Below are 24,826 nucleotides of genomic sequence, written 5' to 3'. Positions count from 1 at the left end.
CAGGCCATGCGCACAACAAAGACCCGAACGTGCCGAGCGTCATACCAGTCTAAGGGGAAAAGCTGGAGGGAGCCTGTTATTGGCTCTCCGGGGCCCAGTCCCCCGGGACCTCGGCACCCGTTTCGCGGTCAAAGAGATCCAGCTGTTCCTGGCCGAACACGCCGGCGGGGATGGCGTAGCCAAGGTGTGTCCAGGCCGGCGCCATGGCGATGCGGCCACGCGGGGTGCGGCCCAGGAGACCTTCGCGGACGAGGAACGGCTCCGCCACCGTCTCCACTGTTTCGGTTTCTTCGCCGACGGCGATCGCAAGGGTGGAGAGCCCCACGGGCCCCCCGCCGAACTTGGTGATCAGCGCCTCAAGGACGGAACGGTCCAGCCGGTCGAGCCCCTTCTTGTCCACCTCATACATGTCGAGTGCTGCCGACGCGGACCGGGCATCGATCTGGTCTACTCCGTGCACCAGGGCCCAGTCGCGCACGCGGCGCAGCAGCCGGTTGGCGATGCGGGGCGTGCCCCGGGACCGGCCCGCGATCTCGCTGAAGCCGGCAGAATTGACCTTCAGGTCCAGCAGGCCGGCGGAACGCCGCAGGACAAGTTCGAGCTCCGGAACCGAGTAGAACTCAAGATGGCCGGTGAAACCGAAGCGGTCCCGCAGCGGACCGGGAAGCAGCCCGGCCCGGGTGGTGGCACCCACCAGAGTGAACGGGGGAAGTTCCAGCGGGATGGCGGTGGCGCCCGCGCCCTTGCCCACCACGATGTCCACACGGAAATCCTCCATGGCCATGTAGAGCATTTCCTCGGCCGGCCTGGACATGCGGTGGATTTCGTCGAGGAAGAGGACCTCGCCCTCGGACAGCGAGGACAGGATGGCGGCGAGGTCTCCGGCATGTTGGATGGCGGGGCCGCTGCTGATGCGCAGCGGTGCGTTCATTTCCGCCGCCACAATCATGGCGAGGGTGGTCTTGCCGAGACCCGGCGGACCCGAAAAGAGCACGTGGTCGGCGCTGCGGCCGCGCATGCGGGACGCCTTCAGGACCAGGGACAGCTGCTTCCGCACGCGGTGCTGGCCCACGAAGTCGTCCAGGTTCTTGGGGCGGAGCGCGGCTTCAATGGCGCGTTCCTCAGGCTCCTCCCCCGCTGCCACCAGTGACGGTTCAGCCACGGCTGCCTACGCGGTTGCCTGCCCGCGCACCGTCCTGGCCGAGCCAGCGGAGGGTGGTCCGGAGGATTTCCGGGACGTTGCCGCGGAAGGACACTTCGGGCTCGTCCGCCAGGGCCTTGTCGATGCTCGACGACGCGTCCTTTTCGGACCAGCCCAGGCTGGTCATGGCGGCAACCACCTGCGGTTTCCAGCTGGCCTCCGCCGCGGTGGTGGCGGCAGCGGGAGCCGTGCCGTGCGGAACAAGCTTGCCTGCCAGCTCAAGGACAATCCGTCCCGCTACCTTCGGACCGATCCCGGGAACCTTGGTGAAGGTCTTGTTGTCGCCGGTATGCGCCGCAACGCGGATCGCCTCAGGTTCATGGACCGCCAAAACGGCCAGTGCGAGGCGCGGGCCCACGCCGCTCACACTCAGCAGGACCTCGAAAACTTCACGTTCGTCGTCGTCCGCAAAACCAAACAGCGTCATCGAATCTTCACGGACGATCAGGGAGGTGAAAACTTTTCCCTCTTCGCCAACGTGGAGCCTGCTGAGGGTTTGGGGGGTGGCGTAGACGCTCATGCCCGCACCGTTCAAGTCGATGACGGCCGTGGACAGGCCTACGTGCGCTACGGTTCCGCGGAGGAAACTGATCAAGGCCTGGCTCCTGCTTGTGCTGCCGGCCGCCGCCTGGCAAGAGGCGGAGCCCGGTTATCCGAACATATTTACGAATACCCTAGCAAGCTGCAGGGACATTCAGCGTGCGCGGCGCGCCTTCGCTTCGGCCTCGGCCCATGCCCGCTGGGCCGGTGTCAGTGCCGAACTGCCCGGACCGGTGGTGGCAACCGATGCCCCGCTTCCGGCGCGCCAGGCGTGCGTGATGGCCAGTGCCAGGGCGTCCGCGGCATCGGCCGGACGGGGCGGCGCGTCGAGGCGGAGGATCTTGGTGACCAGCTTGGTCACAGCGTCCTTGTTCGACGAGCCACTGCCCGTTACGGCGGCCTTGACCTCCGACGGCGTATGGAGCGCCACCGGGATCCCCCGCCGCGCCGCTGCTGCAATCACGACGCCGGAGGCCTGCGCCACACCCATCACGGTGCTGACGTTCAACTGCGAGAAAACCCGTTCGACGGCGAGCACCTGGGGCTCATAGCGGTCAAGCCATTCGTCGATGGCAGTCGCGATCACAAGCAGCCGCTGGTCCAGGGATTCGTCGGGCGAGGTGCCGACGACGCCGACGGCCACCATGGTGGCCCGCCGGTTCCGCTCGACGTCCACCACCCCGATGCCGCAGCGGGTCAGGCCTGGGTCCACGCCCAGGACACGGAGCGTCATGGGGACGGAGTATGGCGGGATGGGCGCTGCTGCGGCGGGCGCAGGTCAGCTGGCAAAGCCGCCGCTCACTCTGATTCCAGGGCGGCTTGGACTTCATCGCTGAGATCGGCGTTGCTGTAGACGTTCTGCACGTCGTCCAGCTCTTCGAGGGCGTCGGCCAGCTTCAGGAACTTCCGCGCTCCGTCGACGTCCAGCTCCACCTGCATGGACGGAACGAACTCCACTTCATCGGTGTCGTACTCGATGCCGGCGTCCTTGAGGGCTTCGCGGATGGCCGGAAGGTCCCCCGGCTCGGAGTGGATCTCAAATGATTCGCCGTTGTCCTTGACCTCTTCGGCGCCGGCGTCCAGGACGGCCATGAGGACGTCGTCTTCGCCCAGGCCGTTCTTGGGCAGGTTCACCACGCCCTTGCGGTTGAACAGGTAGCTGACGGACCCGGGATCGGCGATGGTGCCACCGTTACGGGAGATGGCGAGGCGGACCTCGGATGCCGCGCGGTTCTTGTTGTCGGTGAGGCACTCGATCAGCAGGGCGGAACCCTGCGGGCCGCGGGCTTCGTACATGATTTCGGTATAGTCCACCACTTCGCCGGTGAGCCCGGCGCCGCGCTTGATGGCGCGGTCGATGTTGTCGTTGGGGACCGAAGTCTTCTTCGCCTTGGTGACAGCCAGTTCAAGGCCGGGGTTGCCGGCCAGGTCCGGTCCGCCCATGCGGGCGGCAACTTCGATGTTCTTGATCAGCTTGGCGAAGGACTTTGCGCGGCGGCTGTCAATGATCGCCTTTTTGTGCTTGGTCGTCGCCCATTTGGAGTGGCCTGACATGCTTTACGCTTCTCCTCTGATCATGCGGATAAAAAGTTCGTGTACGCGTTTCTCCCCGGTCACTTCCGGATGGAAGGAGGTGGCCAGCAGCCGGCCGGAACGCACTGCGACAATTCTAGCCGCCCCGGGCAGCGCGGCGCTGTGGGATGCATGCTCGGGATCGGCTGGTTCAACCTGGGCCAGGATTTCCACCCCGGGGCCCACACGCTCCACCCATGGACCGCGGATGAAGACGGCATGGACCGGAGCCACACCGGCGTCGGTGGCGCTGAAGTCCAGGCCTTTGAAGTCCAGGTCCGTCTCGAAGGATTCCCGCTGGCGTCCGAAGGCGTTGCGGCGGACGGTCATGTCCAGCCCGCCGAATGTCTGCTGGGGAGCGCCCGAAAGGTCTGTGGCGGGGTCGGCAATGTCCGAGGCCAGCAGGATCATGCCTGCGCAGGAACCGTAAACCGGCAGTCCGCCGGCGATGCGTTCACGCAGTGGTTCCGCCAGCCCGAAGGCACGCGCGAGTTTGTCGATGGCTGTGGACTCGCCGCCCGGGATGATGAGCCCATCCAGGCCGTCGAGTTCCTGGGGACGCCGGACGCTGACCCCCTCGGCGCCGGATTCCGCGGCGGCACGGAGATGCTCGCGGAAGTCGCCCTGAAGCGCCAGGACGCCGATCCGAAGGCCCGGGCCCACGCGTGCGGAATCGGCGGAAAGGGAGTTTGTCATCCGTCCAGCATACGGGCCCGCTGCTGTCCACCCGCCCGGCGCGGGTCACACTCCGGCGGTTGCATGCCGCGGCTGGGATATATTCGAATCATGTCCTTCCTCAGTGTTCCGCTCGGCAAACTGGTGCGCCGGGTATCCCGGCTTCGAGGCGGCGGGTCCGCGCTTCCGGGGCTCATCGTCGAAAAGATCGACCCCGGTTTCATGCGGCGGACACTCACCACGCTGCCGCACGGTGTGGCAGTCGTCAGCGGCACGAACGGCAAGACCACCACTACCAAGATGGTGGTGGAGCTGCTGGAAAGCCAGGGCCTGAAGGTCTTTACGAACCGCACTGGCAGCAACTTCACCCGCGGCGTAGCCGCCGCCCTGCTCGGCGAGGTTGACTGGCGCGGGCGGCTGAACGCCGACGTCGCGGTCCTCGAGCTCGACGAGGCGCACGCCGTGCACTTCGTGAACAGCGTGCCGCCGAAGTACTGCCTGCTGCTGAACGTCCTGCGCGACCAGCTGGACCGGTTCGGCGAGATCGACAAGACAGCCCAGCTCCTGCAGCACATCGCGGCTAAGACCACCGGGACCGTGGTGCTGAACCGCGAAGACCCGAGGGTGGCCAGGATCGCGGAAACCCTCACGGGCCAGGAGGTCCGGTATTTCGGCCTGGACGACTCGCTGCTGGGGACGTTCCCCAACGACGACGATATGCGCGCCGCTCCGGGCAGCCCCGCGCCGGCGGGCCTCCCGGAGAAGCCCGCGGCCGACGTCGTGCTTCGCAAAGTGGGTGCGGACACGGCCGAGTTTGAGTACGACGGCGGTACCGTCAGTACCGCGATGAAGCTCCGCGGGGTGTACAACATCTTCAACGCAGCCGCGGCGCTGACCCTGGCGCGCGGCATTTGCGGCGGAGCCGCAGCGGATACCGACCATGGGACCCTCCTGGCGGCGCTGTCCCAGGTGGCGCCTGCCTTCGGCCGCGGTGAAAGCCTCACGGTGGAAGGCCAGCCCCTGGACCTGGTACTGGTGAAGAACCCCAGCGGTTTCCGCCTTGGCCTGAAGTCCTTCCCGGCGGGCGGCTACGCCACCATGATCGCCATCAACGACAACTACGCCGACGGCCGGGATATGTCCTGGCTGTGGGACGTGGAGTTCGATTCCCTCCGGGACGGCGGCGTAGACCAGCTGACCGGTTCCCGCGCCTACGACATGGCATTGCGCCTGCAGTATGACGACGTCCGCATCGGAGCTGTTGAACCTGACATTGCGCCGGCCCTCGCCGCTTTTATCCGGGGGGCGAAAGGCCAGCCCAAGCGCATTTTCTGTACTTATACGGCCATGCTCGCCATCCGCCGCGAACTGTCGAAGATCACCACTGTGGAGGTTGTCTCTTGAGCCAGGAAACTCCGGGTACATCCGGTCCGGCGCCCGCCGGCAGCAAGGGCACCCTCAGGGTGGTCCAGCTCTACCCGCGCGACATGAACATCTACGGCGACTGGGGCAACGCCCTGGTGCTGCAGCAACGTATCCGGTGGCATGGGTATACGCCCGAACTGCTGGAATACAACGTGGGCGACACCTTCCCTGACGATGTGGACATTATTGTGGGCGGCGGCGGCCAGGACAGCGGTCAGCTGGTCATCCAGGACGACCTGCAGGCCCGGGCGGATTCCCTTAAGGAGCTCGCCGAAGACGGAACACCGATGCTGGTGATTTGCGGCCTGTACCAGCTCTTCGGCCGGTTCTTCAAGACCAGGACCGGCTCGGTGATTCCGGGAATCGGTATCCTCGACGTCGAAACGCATGGCACCGATGAGCGCCTGATCGGTAACGTCAAGGTGGCCACCTCCGAATTCGGCGAGGTGCTGGGCTACGAAAACCACAGCGGCCAGACCACCCTTGGGGGCGGGGTCCGCCCGCTTGGCACCGTGGCGAAGGGAACAGGCAACAACAGCAACGACGGCCACGAAGGCGCCCGCTACCGCAACATTGTGGCCAGTTACCTGCACGGCTCGCTGCTTCCGAAGAACCCGGCCATCGCGGATTTCCTGATCCGCACAGCGGCTGAACGCAAGTTTGGGGCTTTCGAGCCCGGCCTCCCGGACGACCGGTACGCGGAACTCGCACGGGACCACGCGGCACGCAGGCCGCGCTGATCCGCCGGGCCTAGGGTTCTCCCCTTGGCTTCTGGGCGGCCGCCACTCTTAGGCGGCCTTCAGGGTTCGAGGGTGATGAGGAGTTCATGGGCGCCGGCAGCTGCGGCGCCCATGGAGTCGACCACTCCAACGGTCCGCTGCCGCGTGGCGGCGTCAGCCCCTGTCCCGGCGCACGGCCCCTGAGGCGCATCTGCGGCCACCGAACACCACCGGTAGGGAATCCCAAGCATGACGGTCGGCGTCCATGCCAAGTCCGTGACTGTCCAGATTCCGGCGGCGTCCTGGCCGAACTGTACGCGAACCAGCAGGCCCTCGTTTTTGGCTGGATGCGTAGGAGCAACGTCCGTGATCCCGCTCCCCAGTCCGTAGGCGATCCAGGTGCCCTTGTAGTTCTCGATGGGCAGCACCGCCTGGGAGTGGCCATAGACCAGGTTGAACTGCCCACTGTCCGCCAGCGCACGCGCTGCCTCGGTTTGTTGGGCGCCAGGGGTGCCGGCGTTCCCGGTGTGCGCGTCTCCTGCGTACATGGCACCAATCACGACGTCGGCGCCCAGCGTCCGCGCCTTCCTGGCCTTGGCAATCATGGCGCTGGGGTCCAGCACGTCCACCTGCCACGGGTATTCCGGAGTCTTCCCATTGAGGCCGAAGGTTGCCTCGATGACAGCCACCTTCGCCGCAGGGGTCTGCATGATGAGGATCTGTTGGGACTCTGTGGCGGTGCGGTAGGAACCGGTGTGTTTCAGGCCGGCCGCGTCCAGGGCGTCCACGGTCCGCAGGAGTCCGTCGGTACTGCGGTCGAGAATGTGGTCGCCCGCGGTGGTGCAGGCCTGGTAGCCCACATCCTTCGCGGCAGTGACGATCTGCGGCGGTACATTGAACGAGGGGTGGCCGGCAAACGGCCCGTCCGGTTTTGCCACGGGGCTCCCCTGGTGGCAGATGGCCAGGTCAGCCCTCTCCAGGTAGCGACGTTGCCCCTCCAGCATCGGCAGGAATTCCAAGCCTGGCTTCCCGGCGGCAGCGGCTTCCTTCTGCACCTCCTGCCAGATCCCACTGTGGACCAGCATGCCGCCGGTGACCACCACTGACGCGCAGCGCAGCACCGGGCACCGCGGGCCCTTGCCCGGTGTCGGCGAAGGGGCGGGGGCTGTCGGGGCACCGGAAGCCGTGGACGGCATTCCGGGGTAAGCGCTATTGGTGGGCCCGGTGCCAGCGGCAGACTCGCCGGAGCCGCCCCCTTGCGCCATCATCCCGCACCCGGCGAGCGGACCGGCCACGAGCAGCAGGGACGCGACCGACACAGCGCGGATCCGGTGGCGCAGCCTGACACCCGCGTGGGAGCGCGCAGGAGCCCTCCCGGTACTTTTCCCCATACCGCCAAGTCTAAGAATGGCCAGCCTTCGGAGCGGGCATTTGGCTGCATTGAGAAGCGTGCCCTCATGTGAAAGGTTTTCATCATGACTAACCCCCTGCTGGCTCCCAGCCCCCTGCCGTACGGGCTTCCGCCCTTCGCCCGCATCGACGCCGCCCATTACGCCGAGGCCATCGAAGCGGGCCTGTCTGAGCATCTCGCTGAAATAGACCGCATTGCGCAGAATCCGGAGGTGCCCACCTTCGAGAACACCGCTGTGGCGATGGAGCAGTCAGGGCGGTTGCTGGACCGCGCAGCCGCCTCCTTCTTCACCCTGGTCTCGGCGGATGCTTCGCCGGAGATCAGGGAACTGGAAACGAAGTTCTCACCCCGGTTTTCGGCCCACCAGGATGAGCTCTTCCTGAACCATGCACTGTATGAGCGTTTCCGCGGCATCGACACCTCTGCATGTGACCCCGAGTCGGTCCGGCTGGTGGATGAGTACCTGAAGGAGTTCCGGCAAACGGGTATCCAGCTCGATCCCGCCGGACAGGACCGGCTCAGGGCCGTTAACGCAGAGCTTGCCCGGCTGGGCACGGAGTTCGGCCAGCGCGTCAAGGAGGGGATGAAGGCCGCGGCGCTCCTCGTCGTGGATGCGGAAGAACTTGCCGGCCTGCCCGCCGACGACGTCGCCGCCGCGGCTGAAGCGGCCCGGGCAGCAGGACATGAGGGGCAGTTCCTGCTGGGGCTTATCCAGCCAAGCAACCAGCCTGCCCTTGCCTCACTCACGGTCCGGGCCGTCCGCCGTCGGCTGTTCGAAGCGTCTGTTGCCCGGGGCAGCAGCGGCGGCACCCTGGATGTCCTGGCCCTGGCCAGGTCCATGGCCCGGCTGCGCGCAGAGAAAGCCACGCTGCTGGGTTTTGCGAATTACGCGGAACTGGTGGCAGACCGCCAGACGGCGCCCGACTTCGAAGCGGTGCAGTCCATGCTGAACCGGATGGCTCCCGCCGCTATCCGCAACGCGGACCGTGAAGCGGCTGCCCTGGCCGAATCCGCGGGCCATGCCCTGGAACCATGGGACTGGGCCTTCTACTCAGCGAAGGTCCGACGGGAGAAGTACAGCGTGGACGGGCAGGCCCTCCGCCCCTACTTCGAGCTGGAGCGCGTGCTGCGGGACGGCGTCTTCTTTGCGGCCGGATCCCTGTACGGCATCAGCTTCCATGAGCGGGAGGACCTTGCCGGCTATCATCCCGACGTGCGGGTCTGGGAGGTCAGGGACTCCGACGGCGGCGGGCTGGGGCTGTTCCTGGGTGACTACTATTCCCGCGAATCCAAGCGGGGCGGTGCATGGATGAACTCACTGGTGGACCAGAACGCCCTGCTGGGCACCAGGCCCGTGGTGATGAACACACTCAACATCGCCAAACCCGCGCCCGGTGAACCGACACTCCTGACACTTGACGAGGTGCGGACCGTCTTCCACGAGTTCGGCCACGCGCTGCACGGGCTCTTCTCCGACGTGACCTACCCGCGGTTCTCCGGGACTGCCGTCCCCCGCGATTTCGTGGAATTCCCTTCGCAGGTCAATGAAATGTGGATCATGTGGCCGGAGGTCCTCGCGAACTACGCCCGCCACCATGCCACCGGCGAACCGCTGCCGCAGCATGTTGCGGACCGGCTGGAGGAGTCCAGGCTTTGGGGCGAAGGGTTTGCCACCACGGAGTATCTGGGCGCTGCCTTGCTGGACCTGGCGTGGCACGTGCTGGAGCAGGATGCCGTCCCGGACGACGCCCTCACGTTTGAGGCGAAGTCCCTCGCCGCTGCGGGCATCACGCACGCCCTCATCCCTCCGCGGTACCGGACCGGCTACTTCCAGCACATTTTTGCCGGCGCGGGCTACGCCGCCGGCTACTATTCCTACATCTGGAGCGAGGTCCTGGACGCCGAGACGGTGGACTGGTTCACGGAAAACGGCGGCCTCACCAGGGCCAACGGCGACCGGTTCCGGCAGGAACTGCTCTCGCGCGGCAACAGCCGCGACCCCCTGGAGTCCTTCCGGATCCTCCGCGGCCGCGACGCCAAACTCGAGCCCCTGCTGAAGCGCCGCGGCCTGGACTAGCCAAGCTCCCTATCCCACCCCACTTAAAGAAGTACGACGCCGGTCCCCCACCAAAAAAAGGTGAGGAACCGGCGTCGTAAGTTACAGCAAAAAGCAGGCGACGGGCGGTGCGGTCCGGCAGCGTGCGTAAAAGGGGCCCCGCCCCGAACTACCGCCAGTATGGCGGCAGCGGGAGGCGGGGAATAGCACGCAGAGGATCTCGCCGCCCGTCGTTACAACGGGCTGAGACTTACCAGCCGCGCTCAGCGAGGCGGTGCGGCTGGGGGATCTCGTCGACGTTGATGCCCACCATGGCTTCGCCGAGGCCGCGGGAGGCCTTGGCGATGACGTCGGGGTCATCGAAGAAAGTGGTGGCCTTCACGACGGCGGCCGCGCGCTGGGCGGGGTTGCCGGACTTGAAGATGCCGGAGCCGACGAACACGCCGTCAGCGCCGAGCTGCATCATCATGGCGGCGTCGGCCGGGGTGGCGATGCCGCCGGCGGTGAACAGCACCACGGGGAGCTTGCCGGCAGCGGCAACTTCCTTGACCAGTTCGTACGGGGCCTGCAGTTCCTTGGCCGCGACGTAGAGTTCGTCCTCGGGCAGGGCTGCGAGCTTGGCGATCTCGGAGCGGATCTGGCGCATGTGGCCGGTGGCGTTGGAGACGTCGCCCGTGCCCGCTTCGCCCTTGGACCGGATCATCGCCGCGCCTTCGTTGATGCGGCGCAGGGCCTCACCAAGGTTGGTGGCGCCACAGACGAAGGGAACCTTGAAGTTCCACTTGTCGATGTGGTTGACGTAGTCGGCCGGGGTGAGGACCTCGGACTCGTCAATGTAGTCCACGCCGAGGGACTGCAGGACCTGGGCTTCGACAAAGTGACCGATGCGGGCCTTCGCCATGACCGGAATGGACACGGCGTCGATGATGGCGTCGATCATGTCCGGGTCGGACATGCGCGACACGCCGCCCTGGGCGCGGATATCGGCCGGAACGCGTTCCAGGGCCATGACTGCAACAGCACCGGCGTCTTCGGCGATGCGGGCCTGTTCAACGTTGACGACGTCCATGATGACGCCGCCCTTGAGCATCTCAGCCATGCCGCGCTTTACGCGGTTGCTGCCCGTGACGCTGTTCGCGGACGAACCGGCCTCGTTGCTTACATCTGGTGTAGACACAAAAACCCCTATGGGTAGATAGACGATCTTCGCCGGGTATGCAGGCGGGCATGCTGATGCCGGACTCTACACACACGGATTGCCGGGTCCATTGACCGGGCAATCCTTATAGTAGTCCCCCGGCGGCCAGCCGCGGCAATTACGTTTCGTCCGCGGGAAGCGGTTGTGCCAGGGCCTGCCGGCGCACGGAAGAAACGCGCTGGATGATCGTCACGAAGCTCGCCAGCGCCAGCAGCACCAGTGTCACGAGGAGCACCACCGGCGGCAGTCCCACGCCGGTGAGGCCAGTGACCACCAGGACGGAGACGAGCCGCTCGGCCCGCTCCGCGATGCCGACATTTGCCGTGTAGCCAAGTGATTCGGCCTTGGCCCGCGCATATGAGACCACCATGCCCAGGACCAGGCAGACCATGGCCGCCACGGCGATGGCAGCATTTTGCCCGCCCGTGAAGAACCACACCGCCAGCCCGGCGAAGAGCGCACCGTCCGCGACGCGGTCCAGGGTGGAGTCCAGGAAGTTGCCCCAGCGGCTCTTGACGTCCTGCATGCGGGCCATGATGCCGTCCAGGACATCGGAAAAGATGAAGGCCGTGATGAAGACTGTGCCCCAGAACAGGTGCCCGAGGGGATAGAACACCAGGGCACCCACGGCGACACCCGCGGTTCCGATGACTGTTACGGCGTCGGGCGAGACACCCAGGCGCAGGAGCCAGCGGGCCAGCGGGGTGAAAAGCGCGGTAAAGAAGCCGCGGGCGTGCCTATTCAGCATCAGTCTCCCCGGGCCAGGCGTCGGCCACCATTTGCCGGACCTCATCGAGGGTCTGGGTGATGGCCTTGGTCTGGGCAATGATGGGGAAGAAGTTCCCGTCGCCGCCCCAGCGCGGAACAATGTGCTGGTGCAGGTGGGCGGCGATACCGGCACCGCCCACCACACCCTGGTTCATGCCCAGGTTGAATCCGCCCGGGTTGGACACCTTTCGCAGGACGCGCATCGCCGTCTGGGTCAGGTCGGCGAATTCGGCAGTTTCCTCCACTGTCAGGTCCGTGTAGTCCGGTACGTGCCGGTACGGGCAGACCAGCAGGTGCCCCGGGTTGTACGGAAAGAGATTCAGCACGACGTAGCAGGTTTTCCCCCGGTACACGATGAGGGCGTCCTCGTCGGTTCGGCCCGGGCCCACGCAGAACGGGCAGTCATTCTCATTCTTGAACTGGTGCTGCCCGCCCTTGATGTAGGCCATCCGGTGCGGAGTCCACAGGCGCTGGAAAGCGTCCGGGACACCGGCCAGGGCAAAGTCGTCGGTTACACCGGCATCCCCTGGATACCCGGCGCCTGTGTTCTCCTCCACGGTGCTGTTCCGTTCGCTAGCTGGTCCGGTTACGGACGGCTTCGGTGATCCGCTTGACTGCCTCGGCCACCGGCACGCCGTTGTCCTGGCTGCCGTCCCGGAACCGGAAGGAAACCGCGCCGGCTTCAGCGTCGTCTCCGCCGGCGATCAGCACGAACGGGATCTTGTCCTTGCTGGCGGTGCGGATCTTCTTCGGGAAGCGGTCCGAGGTAGTATCCACCTCGGCACGGATACCGGCCGCCTTCAGCTGGTCGACGACGTCGAACATGTACTCGTTGAAGGTCTCCGCCACCGGGATGCCCACCACCTGGACGGGTGCCAGCCATGCCGGGAAGGCACCGGCGTAGTGTTCGGTGAGGACGCCCATGAACCGCTCCACCGAGCCGAAAAGCGCACGGTGGATCATCACGGGACGCTGCCGGCTGCCGTCGGCGGCCTGGAATTCAAGTTCGAAGCGTTCGGGCAGGTTGAAGTCCAGCTGGATGGTGGACATCTGCCAGGTGCGGCCCAGGGCGTCCTTGGCCTGCACGGAGATCTTGGGGCCGTAGAACGCGGCTCCACCCGGATCCGGCACGAGCTCCAGTCCCGATTCCTGGGCCACCTCGGCCAGGGTGCGGGTGGCTTCCTCCCACGCAGCGTCCTCGCCGACATACTTTTCCGGATCCTTGGTGGACAGCTCCAGGTAGAAGTCGTTGAGGCCGTAGTCCTTGAGCAGGTCCAGGACGAAGGTGAGCGTCTTGGTGAGCTCGTCCTTCATCTGTTCGCGGGTGCAGTAGATGTGGGCATCGTCCTGTGTCATCCCGCGGACGCGGGTCAGGCCGTGGACCACGCCGGACTTCTCGTACCGGTAGACAGACCCGAACTCAAACAGGCGAAGCGGAAGTTCGCGGTACGAGCGGCCCCGGGAACGGAAGATCAGGTTGTGCATGGGGCAGTTCATCGGCTTCAGGTAATAGTCCTGGCCGGGCTTGCGGACCGTGCCGTCCTCATTGAGCTCGGCGTCGACGTGCATCGCCGGGAACATGCCCTCCTTGTACCAGTCCAGGTGCCCGGAAACTTCGTACAGGTGGCCCTTGGTGATGTGCGGGGTGTAGACGAACTCGTAGCCGGCCTCGACGTGCCGTTGCCGGGAGTAGTCCTCCATCTCCTTGCGGATGATGCCGCCCTTGGGGTGGAACACGGGTAGGCCCGAGCCCAGCTCATCCGGGAAGGAGAACAGGTCAAGCTCGGAACCGAGCTTGCGGTGGTCACGCCGCTCGGCCTCGGCGATGCGTTCCTGGTAGGCCTTGAGGGCGTCCTTGGTGGGCCAGGCAGTGCCGTAGATGCGCTGCAGCTGCTGGTTCTTCTGGTTGCCCAGCCAGTAGGCGGAAGAGGAACGGGTCAGGGCGAAGGCGTTGGAAATGAGCTTGGTGTTGGGCAGGTGCGGGCCACGGCAGAGGTCGCACCAGACCGTGGTGCCTTCCTTGCGCTCCACATTGTCGTAGATGGTGATGTCGCCGGCGCCAACCTCGACGTTCACGCCTTCGCCGGCCTCGGCGGCTTCGTTTTTCTTGCCCAGCAGCTCAAGCTTGTACGGCTCGTTCTTCATGGCGTCGCGGGCTTCGTCCTCGCTGACAACGCGGCGGACGAACTTCTGGTTCTGGTTGATGATCTTCTGCATCATCTTCTCGAGGGTCTTGAGGTCCTCGGGAGTGAAGGGTTCAGCGACATCGAAGTCGAAGTAGAAGCCATCGGTGATGTAGGGGCCGATGCCGAGTTTGGCGTCGGGGCGCAGTTGCTGGACGGCCTGGGCCATGACGTGGGCGGTGGAGTGGCGCAGGACGTTCAGACCGTCCGGGGATTCGATGGTGACGCCTTCCACCTCGGCACCTTCGGGCAGTTCCTGGTCCAGGTCCTTGAGTTCGCCATTAACGCGGGCCACGACAACTTCGCGGCGCTCAAAGAAGAGTTCCGCACCGGTTGTCCCGGTAGTCACCTTGGTCTCTTCGCCATCGACGAGAAGGGTGATCTGCTGGGCATCTGACACGGGTGTCTCCTATTCAAAGTTGAGGCTTCATAGCTTGTGGCGTACGGGGACCACAGCCAGCCACCGTCAATGCTATCGGTTCGGCGGAGGGCCGACCAACGCGGCACACGGCTGGGGGAAAGCCGAAGTCAGCCGTTGAAACCGGTGATGGCAAGGCTCCTGGCAATGCCGTCCAGCGGGTGCGCCACGTCCTGGAAGGGAGTTTCCGACGCCGGGAACGGCAGCGTTTCGGGCCTGCTGAGGTCCCACGCCATGCTGGCGCTTAGGCTGATTCCCCGCGGGCCGGTCCTGCGGGTGGTGCCCCGGATCAGCAGCATCCGCGTGCCGAACAGGAGCGGGCCGGCGCTTTCCTGGGCTTCGTGGAAGAACACTGAATCGATGCATCCGGTACCGTCGTCGATGCTGATGAACACCACGCGCCTGCCCCCACGCATCGGAGGCGTCTGGGTGGCGACCCGGACGCCGGCCACCAGCACTTCGGTTCCGTTCCGCAGTCCCAGCAGCTTGTCAGCCGTAGTGACGCCCAGCCTTTCCAGGACGGGGCGGTGGCTGTCCATCAGGTGGGTGCTGACATCTACAGCCATCAGGTCAAGTTCAGCCCGAACGGTTTCCACCAGGGTCGGTTGGGGCAGCCCGGGTTTGACGTTGCGCAACTCAATATCGCCCAGCGGGAAGGACAGCTGCCCTTCCAGCACGTCGGTGCCCTTCCGGCTTCCTGAGACCTGGAGTTGTTGCAGGTGCTGTACGAGGTCGGCCCGGTTGGCAGTTCCTCCTGCCTCCCGGTGGAGGGAATCGAACGCGCCAAGCTGGGCAAGCCGCTTGATGCTGGGCTTGCTGATCCTTGAACGCGACCGAAGGTCCGCGAGCGAGTCAAAGGGCTGCCCGGCAACGATCCGCTTAAGTTCAGTTGCCGTAAGCCCGTAGATGCCTTTCAGGCTGAGCCGTATCCCCAGCTTTCCGGAATCGGCTCCGGACAGGATCCGTTCCACCCGGTATTCGTCCTTGCTCCGGTTGATGTCCAGGGGAAGGATGGGAATGCCCAGGCGCCGTGCTTCAGCGACCAGCAACCGTTTGGGGTACATGCCGGGGTCGTGTTCCCACAGCCCCGCCAGGAAGGCTTCCGGGTGGTGTGTTTTGAGCCAGGCGGACTGGTACGTGGGAACGGCAAAGGCGGCGCCGTGGGCCTTGCAGAACCCGAAGCTTCCAAAGGCCTTCAGGGTTCCCCATACTTTGTCCACTACCTCAGGGGCATACCCTTCGGCGCGGGCCGCCTTGCGGAAGAACTCCTCCACAGCGGGTTCGCGGTTTTCATTGCCCAGGGCACGGCGAAACTCGTCGGCACGGGCAAGCCCACAGTGGGTCATGACGTCGAAGGTCTTGAGGATCTGTTCATGGAACACCGTGACCCCGTGGGTTTCGGCGAGTACTGGCTTGAGGTCCGGGTGGGGATATACCTCGGGGGCGAAGCCGTGCCGGTGCTCCAGGAAGGGCCGGACCATGTCTGACTTCATGGGCCCGGGCCGGAACAGGGAAATGTCGATGATGAGGTCGTTGAATTCCCGGGGTGCCATTTTGCCGATCAGTTCCCGCTGGCCGGGTGATTCGATCTGGAAACATCCGAGTGTATGGGTACTCCTGATGAGTTCGAACGTGGCTTCGTCATCCAGCGGAACAGCATTGAGATCGATCCGGCCGTTGGCGGCAATGTAGTCAGGGCCAGCCCCTTCCGGACCGGGCGCATGGTGCCCTGCTGCCACAACGTCGCCCTTGGAGGGATGGATCCGGATGATCTCACGGACGGCAAACGCCATGGCGCTCTGCATCCTGACGCCCAGGACATCAAGTTTCAGCATTCCCATGGGATCCATGTCATGTTTGTCGAACTGGCTCATGGGCAGCCCCAACCCGCTGGGCTGGACCGGGGTGCGGTCCAGCAGGGTGGCGTCACCCAGGATTACTCCGCAGGGGTGCATGGAGATATGGCGGGGCAACCGGTCAAGGCGCTCAGTCAGGTCAACCAGGAGATCCAGTTGCTGGTTGCCGTCCGTGTCCCGTTGTTCCACACGGCCGGCGAAATCGCGCAGTTCAGGTTTTTCCTGGAGCGCTTCCCGGAATTTTCCTGCGGAAAAGCGCCACAGCTGCTTGGCGATCTCGCCCACCTCGTCGCCGTCCATGCCCAGTGCGAGACCGGCGTCGCGGACTGCTCCCCTGGCCCTGTATCCGTTTTGCATGCTCATCAACGTGACCCGCTCAGCTCCGAACCGTTCGAAGATTTTTCGGTAGACGTTGTGGCGTTCGGCGCTTTCGACGTCGATGTCGATATCAGGCAGCGTGGCCCTGTCCTGGGACAGGAAGCGCTCAAAGATCAGGTCGTGCTGCAACGGATTTACCTGGCTGACGTCAATCAGGTAGTTGACCAGGCTGGAAGCGCCCGAGCCCCTTGCTGCGGCGCGGACTCCCATGTCCTGGATCATCCGGGAGACCTCAGCCACCGTCAGGAAGTAGGAGGAGAAGTTGAGGTTGCGGATGATCCTCAGCTCATGCTCGAGCCTTGTGAGCATGGCTTGCTCCGCGGTACCGGTAATGCCCGGGAACCGCCTGGCGATTCCGGCATGGCACCGTTGGACCAGTTCCATGGCGGGGTCCTGGTCGATCCCGATGATGGATGCTTCCGGCACAACCGGCTGCTTCCACCCCATGTCACTGGTTGGATCGATCCGGCAGGCATCGGCGAGCGCCTCGGTCTGTGCAAGGAGTTGCGTGAGGTCTGCGGCGCCGTAGCCTGCCGCGGAAATGATTTCCTGGGCAAGCCGGCGCATATGGCCTGAGGTTTTCAGCCACCCCTGGCCGGTGGGCTGCAGGAGGGGTTCGCCGGCAAGTTCAGGCAGTGATTTGAGCGTGCGGGCGGAGTCGAGGACGTCTGCGGTGGGTGCTCCGTCCGCTCCGCAGTACCGGACGGCATTGGTGAGGACCGCAGGAACACGGTGTTCTTCGGCGAGGCGGAGCATCCTTACCGCGTGGGCGGTGCTCAAGGGTGAGCCGGGGGCGCTGAGCTGGGAAACAATCTCTGCCACCACGGTCCCTGTGGGCATGGTATCGAGCCATTGCTTGAACAGGGTGCGTGGGCGAAGGTACCGCCTTCCGCCCATGGCGCGTCCAACATCGGAATCTGGCCCAATGAGGACCACCAGGACCGGTTTGAGCGTTTGGGGGTCGAGGGTCCTTGAAGCCAGCTCTGCCCGGGTAACGGCCACGGGGACGGTACCTCCTGCCTTGCCGGAAGTCCTGGAGTGGGCGTCCGAGATCAGCCGGCAGAGCGCCCTGTAGCCGGCCCCGTTGTTGTGCCCCTTGGCGAGTACAACAACCCGTCCGGCGACATCTGTGCGGCGGTCGCCGTCGTCGTCAAGCACCGCAAGGTCCACCCCAACAATGGGGTCGAGCCCCGCGGCCATGCAGGCCTTGAGGTGCTTGATGGTGCCGTATAGACCGTCGCGGTCTGTGCAGGCCAGCGCTGAAGCGCCGTCGTCAGCGGCGGCCTGGGCCAATTCCTCCGGCCAGGAGACTCCATAGTGCGCGCTGAAGGCGGTGGAGACATGCAGGTGCGTGAAACTCATGCTGTTCTGGGTCGAAGGGCGTCGTGGATGCGCAGGAGCCGCCACTTGCCGCTGCGGTTGTGCCTGGTGAGGTCCAGCGTGAGTGGTTCAATGGGCTGGCTTTCCATGCCGGAGGGACGCCCTGGCGACATCCGGGGCAGGACCTGAACCCGCCAGATTTCGTGGTCCACCATGCCGGGCCCGCTTCCCAGGGGAAACCCGGCTTTCCTCCGCCCACCACTGGCGGCGTTCGTACCATCGGAGGGGTTCGGCACAGATGTCGTACGTACGCCCGGACCATACAAGGCTCCGGGGAAGGCCGTCGGGGGTGCAGGCGACATCAACTGATTCGCTGAACATGCCCATGGCGCCTCCGGGACTGGCTGGTACTGCAAACTGGGATATTGATTCGAATATGTGTTCGAATAATTCCAGTCTACGCCCGGCTCCACCCAATGCATAGAATCGCGGTTCAGGGGGTGGACTGACAGTTCGGCAGGGAGCAGGATGGGTGCATGAGCACCTCTGACGCACTCCTCAAACAAGTCAGCATCAAGGCACAGGACTCCACGCTGGTGGCCACGTTCGATATAGATGGCAACATTCCCGGTTCCGGCGCCTACGTGGTGGGTCTCGTGGCGGCGAGTCCGGACTACTCATCCCAGCGCCGGCTGGGCATTGAATTCATGAACGGGGAGGCCATAGCCTTCTTTTCGTTTAACCACGAACAGAACTGTGAGGAGAACTATGACCTGGGCGGCGTCAGCCATTCAGGCAGCACCATCACAGGTAACTTTCCCATGGCAGCAATCAATGGCCTCGGCAAGGGCCATGTGATGACAGGCTTCAGCGAGGCTGACGGCCGGGACTTCCAGTCCGGCGTGAAGGTGGACGAAAACCTCTAGGGCTCCCCGCAGCGTTACAGCTGCAGGGGAAGGGATGTGACCCGGGAGGGTCAGCCGTTGTCTTCGTGGTGGACCCGCAGCTCCAGTTCGATGAATCCGGAGATCATGGCCCGGTACGTCGCTTCCACGATGTCCGGGTCGATGTCCTTCTTGTTAGCTGCCGAGCGGACATGCTGGATGATTTTCTCCACGCGGTCTGGGGCGCGGACTTCGGCGTCGTCACCCTTGAGGGTGCCGGCGATCCTGATCAGGCGTTCGCGGCGCGCAATAAGGGTGACGATTTGATCATCCACCTCATCCACGGCAATTCGGACTGCGGCGAGCTGTTCCTTGTCGGCCAGTGCATCCCGGTCGTTTCCTTGAATTGTTGCCATCTTCTGACAGTATCGAAGCATGCAACCCAGAGTCGACTTCATCTCGCTAGGTGTCCGCAGTGTTCCGGCCTCCCGGGCCTTTTATGTCGATGGCCTCGGGTGGCCTGTTCACCGTGAGGTTGCCGGCGAAGTGGTTTTTATCCAGGCCAACCACGGCCTGGTGCTTTCCCTGTGGGATGCGGGCCAGATGCACGCCGAGGCCGGGGTCGATGCTCCCGGCCCGGTCCCCTGCATCACCCTGAGCCATAATGTGCACGGCGCCGATGAGGTGGACCGGGTCCTGGACGAGGCGAAGGCCGCCGGCGCGACAGTCACCGGCGACCCGGTCACCCAGCCGTGGGGCGGCTACACAGGGTATTTCTCTGATCCGGACGGGTTCCGCTGGGAAGTTGCGTACAACCCCACCTGGGCCGTGGACGACGACGGGACGGTCACCGTCTAAGTTCCGCCAGGACGGTCAGGGCTGCTAAAAGAGGGCCTCCACGGGCCGGATGAGTTCCGGCCCGTTGTTGCGGACGTTGCCCACCTCTTTGCCCACGGACTCCACGTGCCAGTCGGCGGCCACATCCTTGACCGCGGACCGCACCATATCCACCAGGGCGGCGGCGTCGTCAGCCTGGGGATCCAGCCAGGCCTGCATGGTGTCCCTGTCCATGGGCAGCGGCACCCGGTCGTGAAGGGCGGTCAGTTTCCCGAACACGGTTGATTCGGAGCCCGGCGGCGGGGTGTCCGCCGTAAGGATGGACGTGGAAAGCACCCACTGGCCGGGCTCGCCAGCCGGTACCGACGGATCGCGCCACCATTCGTAGAGGCCGGCGAAGGCCAGTCCCCTGCCTGCGCCGGGGTGCACATAATACGGCTGCTTGGACTTTCCAGGGCCCTGCTTCCACTCGTAGTAGCCGTCGGCGGGTACGGCGCAGCGCCGTGCCCTGACCGCCTTCCGGAATGCGGGCTTTTCCAGCACTGATTCACTGCGGGCGTTGATCATTTTGGACCCGATGCCCGGGTCCTTGGCCCAGGAGGGAACCAGGCCCCAGCGGGCGACGTGCAGCTGGCGGACCTGCCGGGCGTCCGTGCCGTCCTCTATCAGCCGCTCCAGGACGATGGGGACGGCATCGGTGGGGGCTACATTCCACGACGGCGGAATGCTCACCTCGTCCTCCAGTTCGGCGTCGAACTCTGCCAGGAGGTCCCCCACGGCGCGTGCCATTACGTAGCGTCCACACATGGCTCCAGCATGCCATCGGCGCCACATACTGTCATCCGGGCAGCCCCTCCGCGGCCGGACGCCGGGGAATACCGGTGGGCACGCTACCGTTGTCCCGAACGAAACCTTCACCCAACCCAGAGGAGAACCCTGTGGATTTCACTCCCGAAACCGGCACCATCACCATGTTTTCCACCACCTGGTGCGGCTACTGCAACCGGCTGAAAAAGCAGCTCGACGCGCAAGGCATCGGTTACACCGAAATCAACATCGAGGAAGTGGACGGTACCGCCGAGCTCGTGGAGCAGATCAACGGCGGCAACCGCACCGTGCCCACCGTCCTGTTCCCGGACGGTACGGCGGCCACCAATCCGTCCGCTGCAGAGGTCAAGAACCGCCTGGCGGCCTAGTCCAGGACGGTGCAGCCAACCGGGACATTCCTCCCCCGCCGCCGCACCTGAAGGCTGGCGATCCAGGAGACGCGGGTCATGCCCCCAGGCCGCCGAACGGCGCCGAAGCCAGGGTGGCATGGCCCGCGTACGTTTCGAGCAGGGCATCGGTGACTGCTTCCACCGTCAGCCCGGGGACAAGGTCATCCGCCGCGCCGGCCGTGGCGGGGTCCCAGTCGAGGCCGAGCGCAGCGTAGCTGTCGGTCAGGACCTTCCGGATTGGTGCGGAGTCCTCCACCACGATGACCGAGCTGAAGAGCCAGCCGCCGGCCACCACCCGCTGCGCCGTGCCTACCAGTTTGATGCGGGACCCGTCAGTGGCGGCCGTGCCGTGCACGCTGAACTCGCCGGGGCAGTATTCCCCCGGGATTTCCCCAACGGCTGCGTTCACGCCCACCATTCGCAGGGCGTCTGCGAAGAGCTCTCCGAAGTAGCCGAAGCGGCTTTTGGAACCAGCGATGGCATCGACATCGGGCTCGATGTGGTCTACCACCAGGGTGCCCTGGTGGTAGGCGGCCGCGCGGCCGCCGGCCCGGCGGACCAGGGGTTCGAAGCCGTTGTCGCGGCATGCCTGGGCGGCGGCCCCAAACCCGGGCAGCCGGGTGTCACGCTGGCCGAAGGCCACCGTGGGCGCCGGGCGGTACAGCCGAAGGGTGGGGCCTATACTTCCGTTGCGCGCCCTGGCGAGCAGCTCAAGGCCGAACTCAAGGTCACGGGCGGCACCGAGCGAGACGTCCTGCCGGACCACGGTCAAGGTTCCGGAGTCAGGGTGGTGGGCCATGGCACTGGGCTCCCTTGGTCGTCATGATGCTGTTCCTTGACCCTGCCGCGGCGGTGCCGGACGGGCCCAACCTAGGGTACGCCGTCGTGCGCCCTGCCAGGTGCCCGACCCACCGGCCAGGCGCCCGGCTACCGCCCCCTCCGCCCCACCCAGGCGCCGTGGAGCAGCGGAACCGCTGACGCTGCCATCATGACGGTGCCGAGGACGGAATCGTCGGCCCGGACCACGGTCCCGGCGATGAGCAGCGCCGAGAAGACCACGGCCGACGCCGTCCGGCGGGCCGTGCGGTCCAGCCTTGCCACCTGCCGCTCCAGCCGGGGGTTGGCAACAGACACGTTCCCTTCACCGATGCGGGTGATCAGGTCGTCCACCCTCTCCGGCAGCCGCAACGCAAGTCCCGCAGCCCCGGCCACCTGCCGGGCGGCGTCCTGAACGATGTTTCCGCCCTCTTCCCGCAGCAGGCGGGCAGCATAAGGCTCTACCGAGTCCCACAGGTTGAAGCGCTCATCCAGCGAGCTGCACACCCCCGAAGTGAGGGACATGGCCCGGATGATCAGCAGGAAGTTCTCGGGAAGCTGGAACGGCAGGGAGCGGACAACTTCGCCGAATTCCTCCGCGAAGTCGCGGAATTCGCGGGGGTCCACCTCGCGGAGCTCTGCGAAGCCCATCCCGCCAAACCGGGCAAACAGGTGCGTCATGGCCCGTTCCAGCTCCACGGTGTCCGCCGACGGCACCAGCACGCCGACGCCGCGGATGGCAGCAACCAGTCCCTTGCCGTCGCGGGCTGCGGCCGCGATCAAAAGCTTGCGCAGGCCGCTGCGCGTGGAGGGGGTTACCTCGCCCATCATGCCGAAGTCGATGAAAGTCAGTTTCCAGGGATGGCCGCCGGAACCGGGCTGGACGGGCGTGACGAAAATGTTGCCCGGGTGCGGGTCGGCGTGGAAGAAGCCGTTGGTGAACAGCTGGTCAAACATGACCGAGGCGAACACCGGCGCCACCTCTGCGGGATCGATGCCTGCCGCCCGGAGCGCGTCCGTGTCCGTGATCTTGATGGCTGTGACATCCTCCAGGGTGAGCACGCGGCGGGTGCACCGCTCCCAGGCGGGACGTGGCACGTGGACCCGAACGTCGCCTGCGAAGTCCGCTGCAAACCGCTCGGCACTGGCAGCCTCGTGAAGGTAGTCGATCTCCTCGAGGCTGGTCTGCGCAAATTCCTCCACCAGGGCCGGCATGTCGGCGCGGTCGGCCACGATCCGGAAGTGGCTGAGCCAGCCGCCCACCTTCCGCAGGGCCGCGAGGTCGCCGGCGACGATCGCTTCAATGCCCGGACGCTGCACTTTGACCACCACGTCCTTGACCCCGGCCACCTCTGCGTCGGCAGGCAGCAGCCGCGCCCGGTGCGCCTGGCCGAGGGAGGCTGCGGCCAGGGGCTCCTCCTCGAACATGGCGAACACCTCGTCAAGGGGGAAGCCCAGCTCCGAGGAGGCAAGGGCCCGGATGGCCGGGAACGCGACAGGTGGCACCTCGTCCTGCAGGCCTTGGAGTTCCTCGGTGATTTCCGGCGGGAGGACATCAAGCCGGGACGACAGGAACTGGCCCACCTTGATCATGAGGCCGCCGAGCTCCACAGCCAGTGCATGGAAACGGCGGGCGAAGCGCTGCATCCTGGCCGGGCGCGTCCGCTCAGCAACGCGGGCCAGCCCTATCCGGGGCAGCAGCAGCTCGTACCACCACACGGCGGCCAGGTGCCGTGCGGCAAAGCGCAGGATGCGGCGGTAGCGGGAACGGACATGGCCCGGGAGTACAGCCGGGCCCACCTGCCGGCGAGGGCCGGAAGCCACCCCCGTCAGTCCTGGGCGAGGATCGAGTACATCCGCCGGCGTGCCTCGTCCAGCACTGCCACGGCTTGCTTCACCTGCTCCGGGGTGCCGGTCCGTCCCACTTGCGCCGCTGCCTGGGCCAGTTCAACGCCTGCCTTGGGAAGGGCAGCGAATCCGGTTGTGGATTGCGGCCCCGCCCCTGCCCAGGGATTCGATGCGGCACTGCCGTCCGCCTCGTCCCGGCCGGATTCGGTCAGGGAGTAGATCTTCCGGCCGTTGGATTCCTCCGCCCTGATCACACCCTCATCAGCGAGCAACTGCAGGGTGGGGTAGACAGAGCCGGCGCTGGGCTTCCAACTCCCGCCGCTGCGCTCCTCAATCTCGCGGATGATCTGGTAGCCGTGCATGGGCCGCTCGGCCAGCAGGGCAAGCACCGCCGCCCGCACCTCGCCTTTGCCCGCCCTGGTGCCTTCCGGCTTTTCGAAGCGTGAACGGAAGTCCTCGATGGCCTGCCAGAGGCCATCGATGTTGTTGCTGCCGAATCCATATCCCGGGTATGAGCCACGCATGGGGGTCTCCTCTGGAGATCGTGAACGATATACAACGACACAGTTAACGATACGTCTGGAAGTCCGTGGCAGCCATGGGGCTGACGTTCAGGTTTGGCGCAGGGTGAGAATCTGTTCAGCCCTGCCGAACGGGCCCTGCAGGTCATGCAGGACCGTTGAGGTCAGGCCGATGCCGTCCCGGCCGAACGATACGGCGTTGTCAAGGCCCAGCCACTCCCCCTCGGGGCGGCGGTACATGTGGACCTGCAGGTCCAGGTTGGGGAAAGCGTAGCTGTCCGGTCCCGGCGGAACCCGTGCGGCAATGCCGTTGGCAGTGTCCACCAGTCCCATGAGGCGGGCAAGATCTCCGCTGTCTTCGCGGTCGGTCAGCGGATGCGCTGTGCGAAGCCAGACCTTCCCCGCGCCGGGACGGTGTCCTTCCGCCACCCGCATCTCCAGGGACCGGATGTAGCCGCCGGGCCAGATGGCGGACCCGTCGTAGGGCTTGCAGTCATCCGGGCCGGGGATGGCGGCGTCTTCAACGGCGGCAACCGCTGAGGTGTCGCTGGTGATCATCCGCCAGGCAGTGGCCCGTATGGCAGTCCTGCCCTGGGCCACGAGTTCGGCCTGGAGCAGCTCGATGGTCTTGCCGGGCCGCAGCACCGTGGCCTCGATGTGGAATTCCCCGCCGGGAATCAGGCCCAGGATCTCGTAGCTCAGCCGCGCCATCCTCATCCCGGGCCGCGGCTGGAGCCGCTCCAGGGCGTCCGCCAGCAGGCCGGAGGCCGGGGCCATGTGCTGCTCGTGCGTGTTCCAGGCGCCTTGGGCGTGGATGGTGGAGCGGAAATGACCGCCGCCAAGCGCCTGGTAATAGGCGGTGCCTTCGGCCAGTTCGGGGAGCTCGTCAGTCAACTGTGGCCTTTCAGGAAATCCCAGTGAATTGCCACTAACTCTATCCGGCCCCCGCAGCATCGTGGCCAGCGGGTCGCGTCGAAATGTTT

The 24,826-nt window shown here is 65.6% G+C and carries 23 protein-coding genes and 1 pseudogene; 6 read left to right on the top strand and 18 right to left on the bottom strand.

Annotation, left to right across the window (positions count from 1 at the left end):
* Positions 1-76: 76 nt before the first annotated feature.
* The 5 genes from ruvB to pdxT form a co-directional block, all read right to left on the bottom strand.
* Positions 77-1,162 carry a Holliday junction branch migration DNA helicase RuvB gene (gene ruvB, locus QE394_RS18840; protein ID WP_261619696.1) on the bottom strand — a complete coding sequence of 362 codons (1,086 nt, stop codon included), beginning with the start codon at positions 1,160-1,162 and terminating at the stop codon, positions 77-79.
* On the bottom strand, positions 1,155-1,796 hold the full coding sequence (gene ruvA, locus QE394_RS18835) for a Holliday junction branch migration protein RuvA (protein ID WP_056079476.1): 642 nt from the start codon (positions 1,794-1,796) through the stop codon (positions 1,155-1,157). The genes ruvB and ruvA overlap by 8 nt, the downstream gene beginning before the upstream one ends.
* Before the next feature lie 99 nt (positions 1,797-1,895).
* Complete coding sequence (gene ruvC, locus QE394_RS18830; protein WP_261619698.1) at positions 1,896-2,474, bottom strand: crossover junction endodeoxyribonuclease RuvC; 579 nt, start codon at positions 2,472-2,474, stop codon at positions 1,896-1,898.
* Between the two features lie 65 nt (positions 2,475-2,539).
* On the bottom strand, positions 2,540-3,295 hold the full coding sequence (locus tag QE394_RS18825) for a YebC/PmpR family DNA-binding transcriptional regulator (protein ID WP_056079481.1): 756 nt from the start codon (positions 3,293-3,295) through the stop codon (positions 2,540-2,542).
* A gap of 3 nt (positions 3,296-3,298) precedes the next feature.
* A complete protein-coding gene (pdxT, locus tag QE394_RS18820) occupies positions 3,299-4,009 on the bottom strand; it encodes a pyridoxal 5'-phosphate synthase glutaminase subunit PdxT (protein ID WP_349035249.1) in 711 nt (236 codons plus the stop codon).
* Positions 4,010-4,099: 90 nt separating this feature from the next.
* Here pdxT and QE394_RS18815 point away from each other — a divergent pair, with 90 nt between their 5' ends.
* The gene (locus tag QE394_RS18815; protein ID WP_349035248.1) at positions 4,100-5,392 is read left to right on the top strand and encodes a MurT ligase domain-containing protein; all 1,293 of its coding nucleotides are present in this window, start codon (positions 4,100-4,102) and stop codon (positions 5,390-5,392) included.
* Positions 5,389-6,153, top strand: a complete 765-nt coding sequence (locus QE394_RS18810) for a glutamine amidotransferase (protein ID WP_349035247.1) — start codon at positions 5,389-5,391, stop codon at positions 6,151-6,153. Before QE394_RS18815 ends, QE394_RS18810 begins: the two co-directional genes overlap by 4 nt.
* A gap of 59 nt (positions 6,154-6,212) precedes the next feature.
* Here QE394_RS18810 and QE394_RS18805 read toward each other — a convergent pair whose 3' ends face one another.
* Entirely contained in the window at positions 6,213-7,523 is a 1,311-nt protein-coding gene (locus QE394_RS18805) for a CapA family protein (protein ID WP_349035246.1), read from the bottom strand.
* An 84-nt stretch (positions 7,524-7,607) separates the two neighbouring features.
* Here QE394_RS18805 and QE394_RS18800 point away from each other — a divergent pair, with 84 nt between their 5' ends.
* A complete protein-coding gene (locus QE394_RS18800) occupies positions 7,608-9,620 on the top strand; it encodes a M3 family metallopeptidase (RefSeq protein ID WP_349035245.1) in 2,013 nt (670 codons plus the stop codon).
* A gap of 229 nt (positions 9,621-9,849) precedes the next feature.
* Here the strand turns inward: QE394_RS18800 and pdxS are convergent, their stop codons facing one another.
* The 6 genes and pseudogenes from pdxS to QE394_RS18770 all read right to left on the bottom strand — a co-directional run bounded on the left by pdxS (position 9,850) and on the right by QE394_RS18770 (position 18,107).
* Positions 9,850-10,776, bottom strand: a complete 927-nt coding sequence (gene pdxS / locus QE394_RS18795) for a pyridoxal 5'-phosphate synthase lyase subunit PdxS (protein WP_056079494.1) — start codon at positions 10,774-10,776, stop codon at positions 9,850-9,852.
* A 139-nt stretch (positions 10,777-10,915) separates the two neighbouring features.
* The gene (gene pgsA, locus QE394_RS18790; protein ID WP_056079497.1) at positions 10,916-11,545 is read right to left on the bottom strand and encodes a phosphatidylinositol phosphate synthase; all 630 of its coding nucleotides are present in this window, start codon (positions 11,543-11,545) and stop codon (positions 10,916-10,918) included.
* Positions 11,535-12,122 (bottom strand): HIT domain-containing protein, encoded by a 588-nt coding sequence (locus tag QE394_RS18785; protein WP_056079499.1) that lies wholly within the window; start codon positions 12,120-12,122, stop codon positions 11,535-11,537. The genes pgsA and QE394_RS18785 overlap by 11 nt, the downstream gene beginning before the upstream one ends.
* Before the next feature lie 16 nt (positions 12,123-12,138).
* On the bottom strand, positions 12,139-14,148 hold the full coding sequence (gene thrS / locus QE394_RS18780; protein ID WP_056079502.1) for a threonine--tRNA ligase: 2,010 nt from the start codon (positions 14,146-14,148) through the stop codon (positions 12,139-12,141).
* 128 nt (positions 14,149-14,276) lie between these two features.
* Positions 14,277-17,762 carry a DNA polymerase III subunit alpha gene (dnaE, locus tag QE394_RS18775; protein ID WP_349035244.1) on the bottom strand — a complete coding sequence of 1,162 codons (3,486 nt, stop codon included), beginning with the start codon at positions 17,760-17,762 and terminating at the stop codon, positions 14,277-14,279.
* A pseudogene (locus QE394_RS18770) lies at positions 17,759-18,107 on the bottom strand (DUF6504 family protein). Before QE394_RS18770 ends, dnaE begins: the two are co-directional and overlap by 4 nt.
* A 149-nt stretch (positions 18,108-18,256) precedes the next feature.
* Between QE394_RS18770 and QE394_RS18765 the strand changes: the two are divergent.
* Positions 18,257-18,646: a hypothetical protein gene (locus QE394_RS18765; RefSeq protein ID WP_015937238.1), complete on the top strand. Its 390-nt coding sequence runs from the start codon at positions 18,257-18,259 to the stop codon at positions 18,644-18,646.
* A gap of 50 nt (positions 18,647-18,696) precedes the next feature.
* Here the strand turns inward: QE394_RS18765 and QE394_RS18760 are convergent, their stop codons facing one another.
* Positions 18,697-19,020 (bottom strand): chorismate mutase, encoded by a 324-nt coding sequence (locus QE394_RS18760; RefSeq protein ID WP_056079511.1) that lies wholly within the window; start codon positions 19,018-19,020, stop codon positions 18,697-18,699.
* A gap of 19 nt (positions 19,021-19,039) precedes the next feature.
* Here QE394_RS18760 and QE394_RS18755 point away from each other — a divergent pair, with 19 nt between their 5' ends.
* Complete coding sequence (locus tag QE394_RS18755) at positions 19,040-19,462, top strand: VOC family protein (RefSeq protein WP_056079514.1); 423 nt, start codon at positions 19,040-19,042, stop codon at positions 19,460-19,462.
* Between the two features lie 24 nt (positions 19,463-19,486).
* On the opposite strand, the gene QE394_RS18750 is transcribed toward QE394_RS18755, so the two are convergent.
* Positions 19,487-20,248, bottom strand: a complete 762-nt coding sequence (locus QE394_RS18750; protein ID WP_082497381.1) for an SOS response-associated peptidase — start codon at positions 20,246-20,248, stop codon at positions 19,487-19,489.
* 131 nt (positions 20,249-20,379) lie between these two features.
* On the opposite strand from QE394_RS18750, the gene QE394_RS18745 reads away from it, so the two are divergent.
* Complete coding sequence (locus QE394_RS18745) at positions 20,380-20,637, top strand: mycoredoxin (RefSeq protein WP_056079518.1); 258 nt, start codon at positions 20,380-20,382, stop codon at positions 20,635-20,637.
* A gap of 76 nt (positions 20,638-20,713) precedes the next feature.
* Here the strand turns inward: QE394_RS18745 and QE394_RS18740 are convergent, their stop codons facing one another.
* From QE394_RS18740 to QE394_RS18725, 4 genes are all read right to left on the bottom strand, one after another.
* On the bottom strand, positions 20,714-21,457 hold the full coding sequence (locus tag QE394_RS18740) for a lipoate--protein ligase family protein (protein ID WP_349035243.1): 744 nt from the start codon (positions 21,455-21,457) through the stop codon (positions 20,714-20,716).
* 128 nt (positions 21,458-21,585) lie between these two features.
* Complete coding sequence (locus tag QE394_RS18735) at positions 21,586-23,298, bottom strand: AarF/UbiB family protein (protein WP_349035242.1); 1,713 nt, start codon at positions 23,296-23,298, stop codon at positions 21,586-21,588.
* 5 nt (positions 23,299-23,303) lie between these two features.
* On the bottom strand, positions 23,304-23,846 hold the full coding sequence (locus QE394_RS18730; protein WP_349035241.1) for a PadR family transcriptional regulator: 543 nt from the start codon (positions 23,844-23,846) through the stop codon (positions 23,304-23,306).
* A gap of 87 nt (positions 23,847-23,933) precedes the next feature.
* Positions 23,934-24,737 (bottom strand): thioesterase family protein, encoded by an 804-nt coding sequence (locus QE394_RS18725; protein WP_056079530.1) that lies wholly within the window; start codon positions 24,735-24,737, stop codon positions 23,934-23,936.
* Positions 24,738-24,826: the final 89 nt, after the last annotated feature.

This window comes from Pseudarthrobacter sp. SORGH_AS 212 (assembly GCF_030818145.1).
In the GTDB taxonomy this organism is placed as follows: domain Bacteria; phylum Actinomycetota; class Actinomycetes; order Actinomycetales; family Micrococcaceae; genus Arthrobacter.
This window is presented reverse-complemented; position numbering and strand designations above follow the sequence as displayed.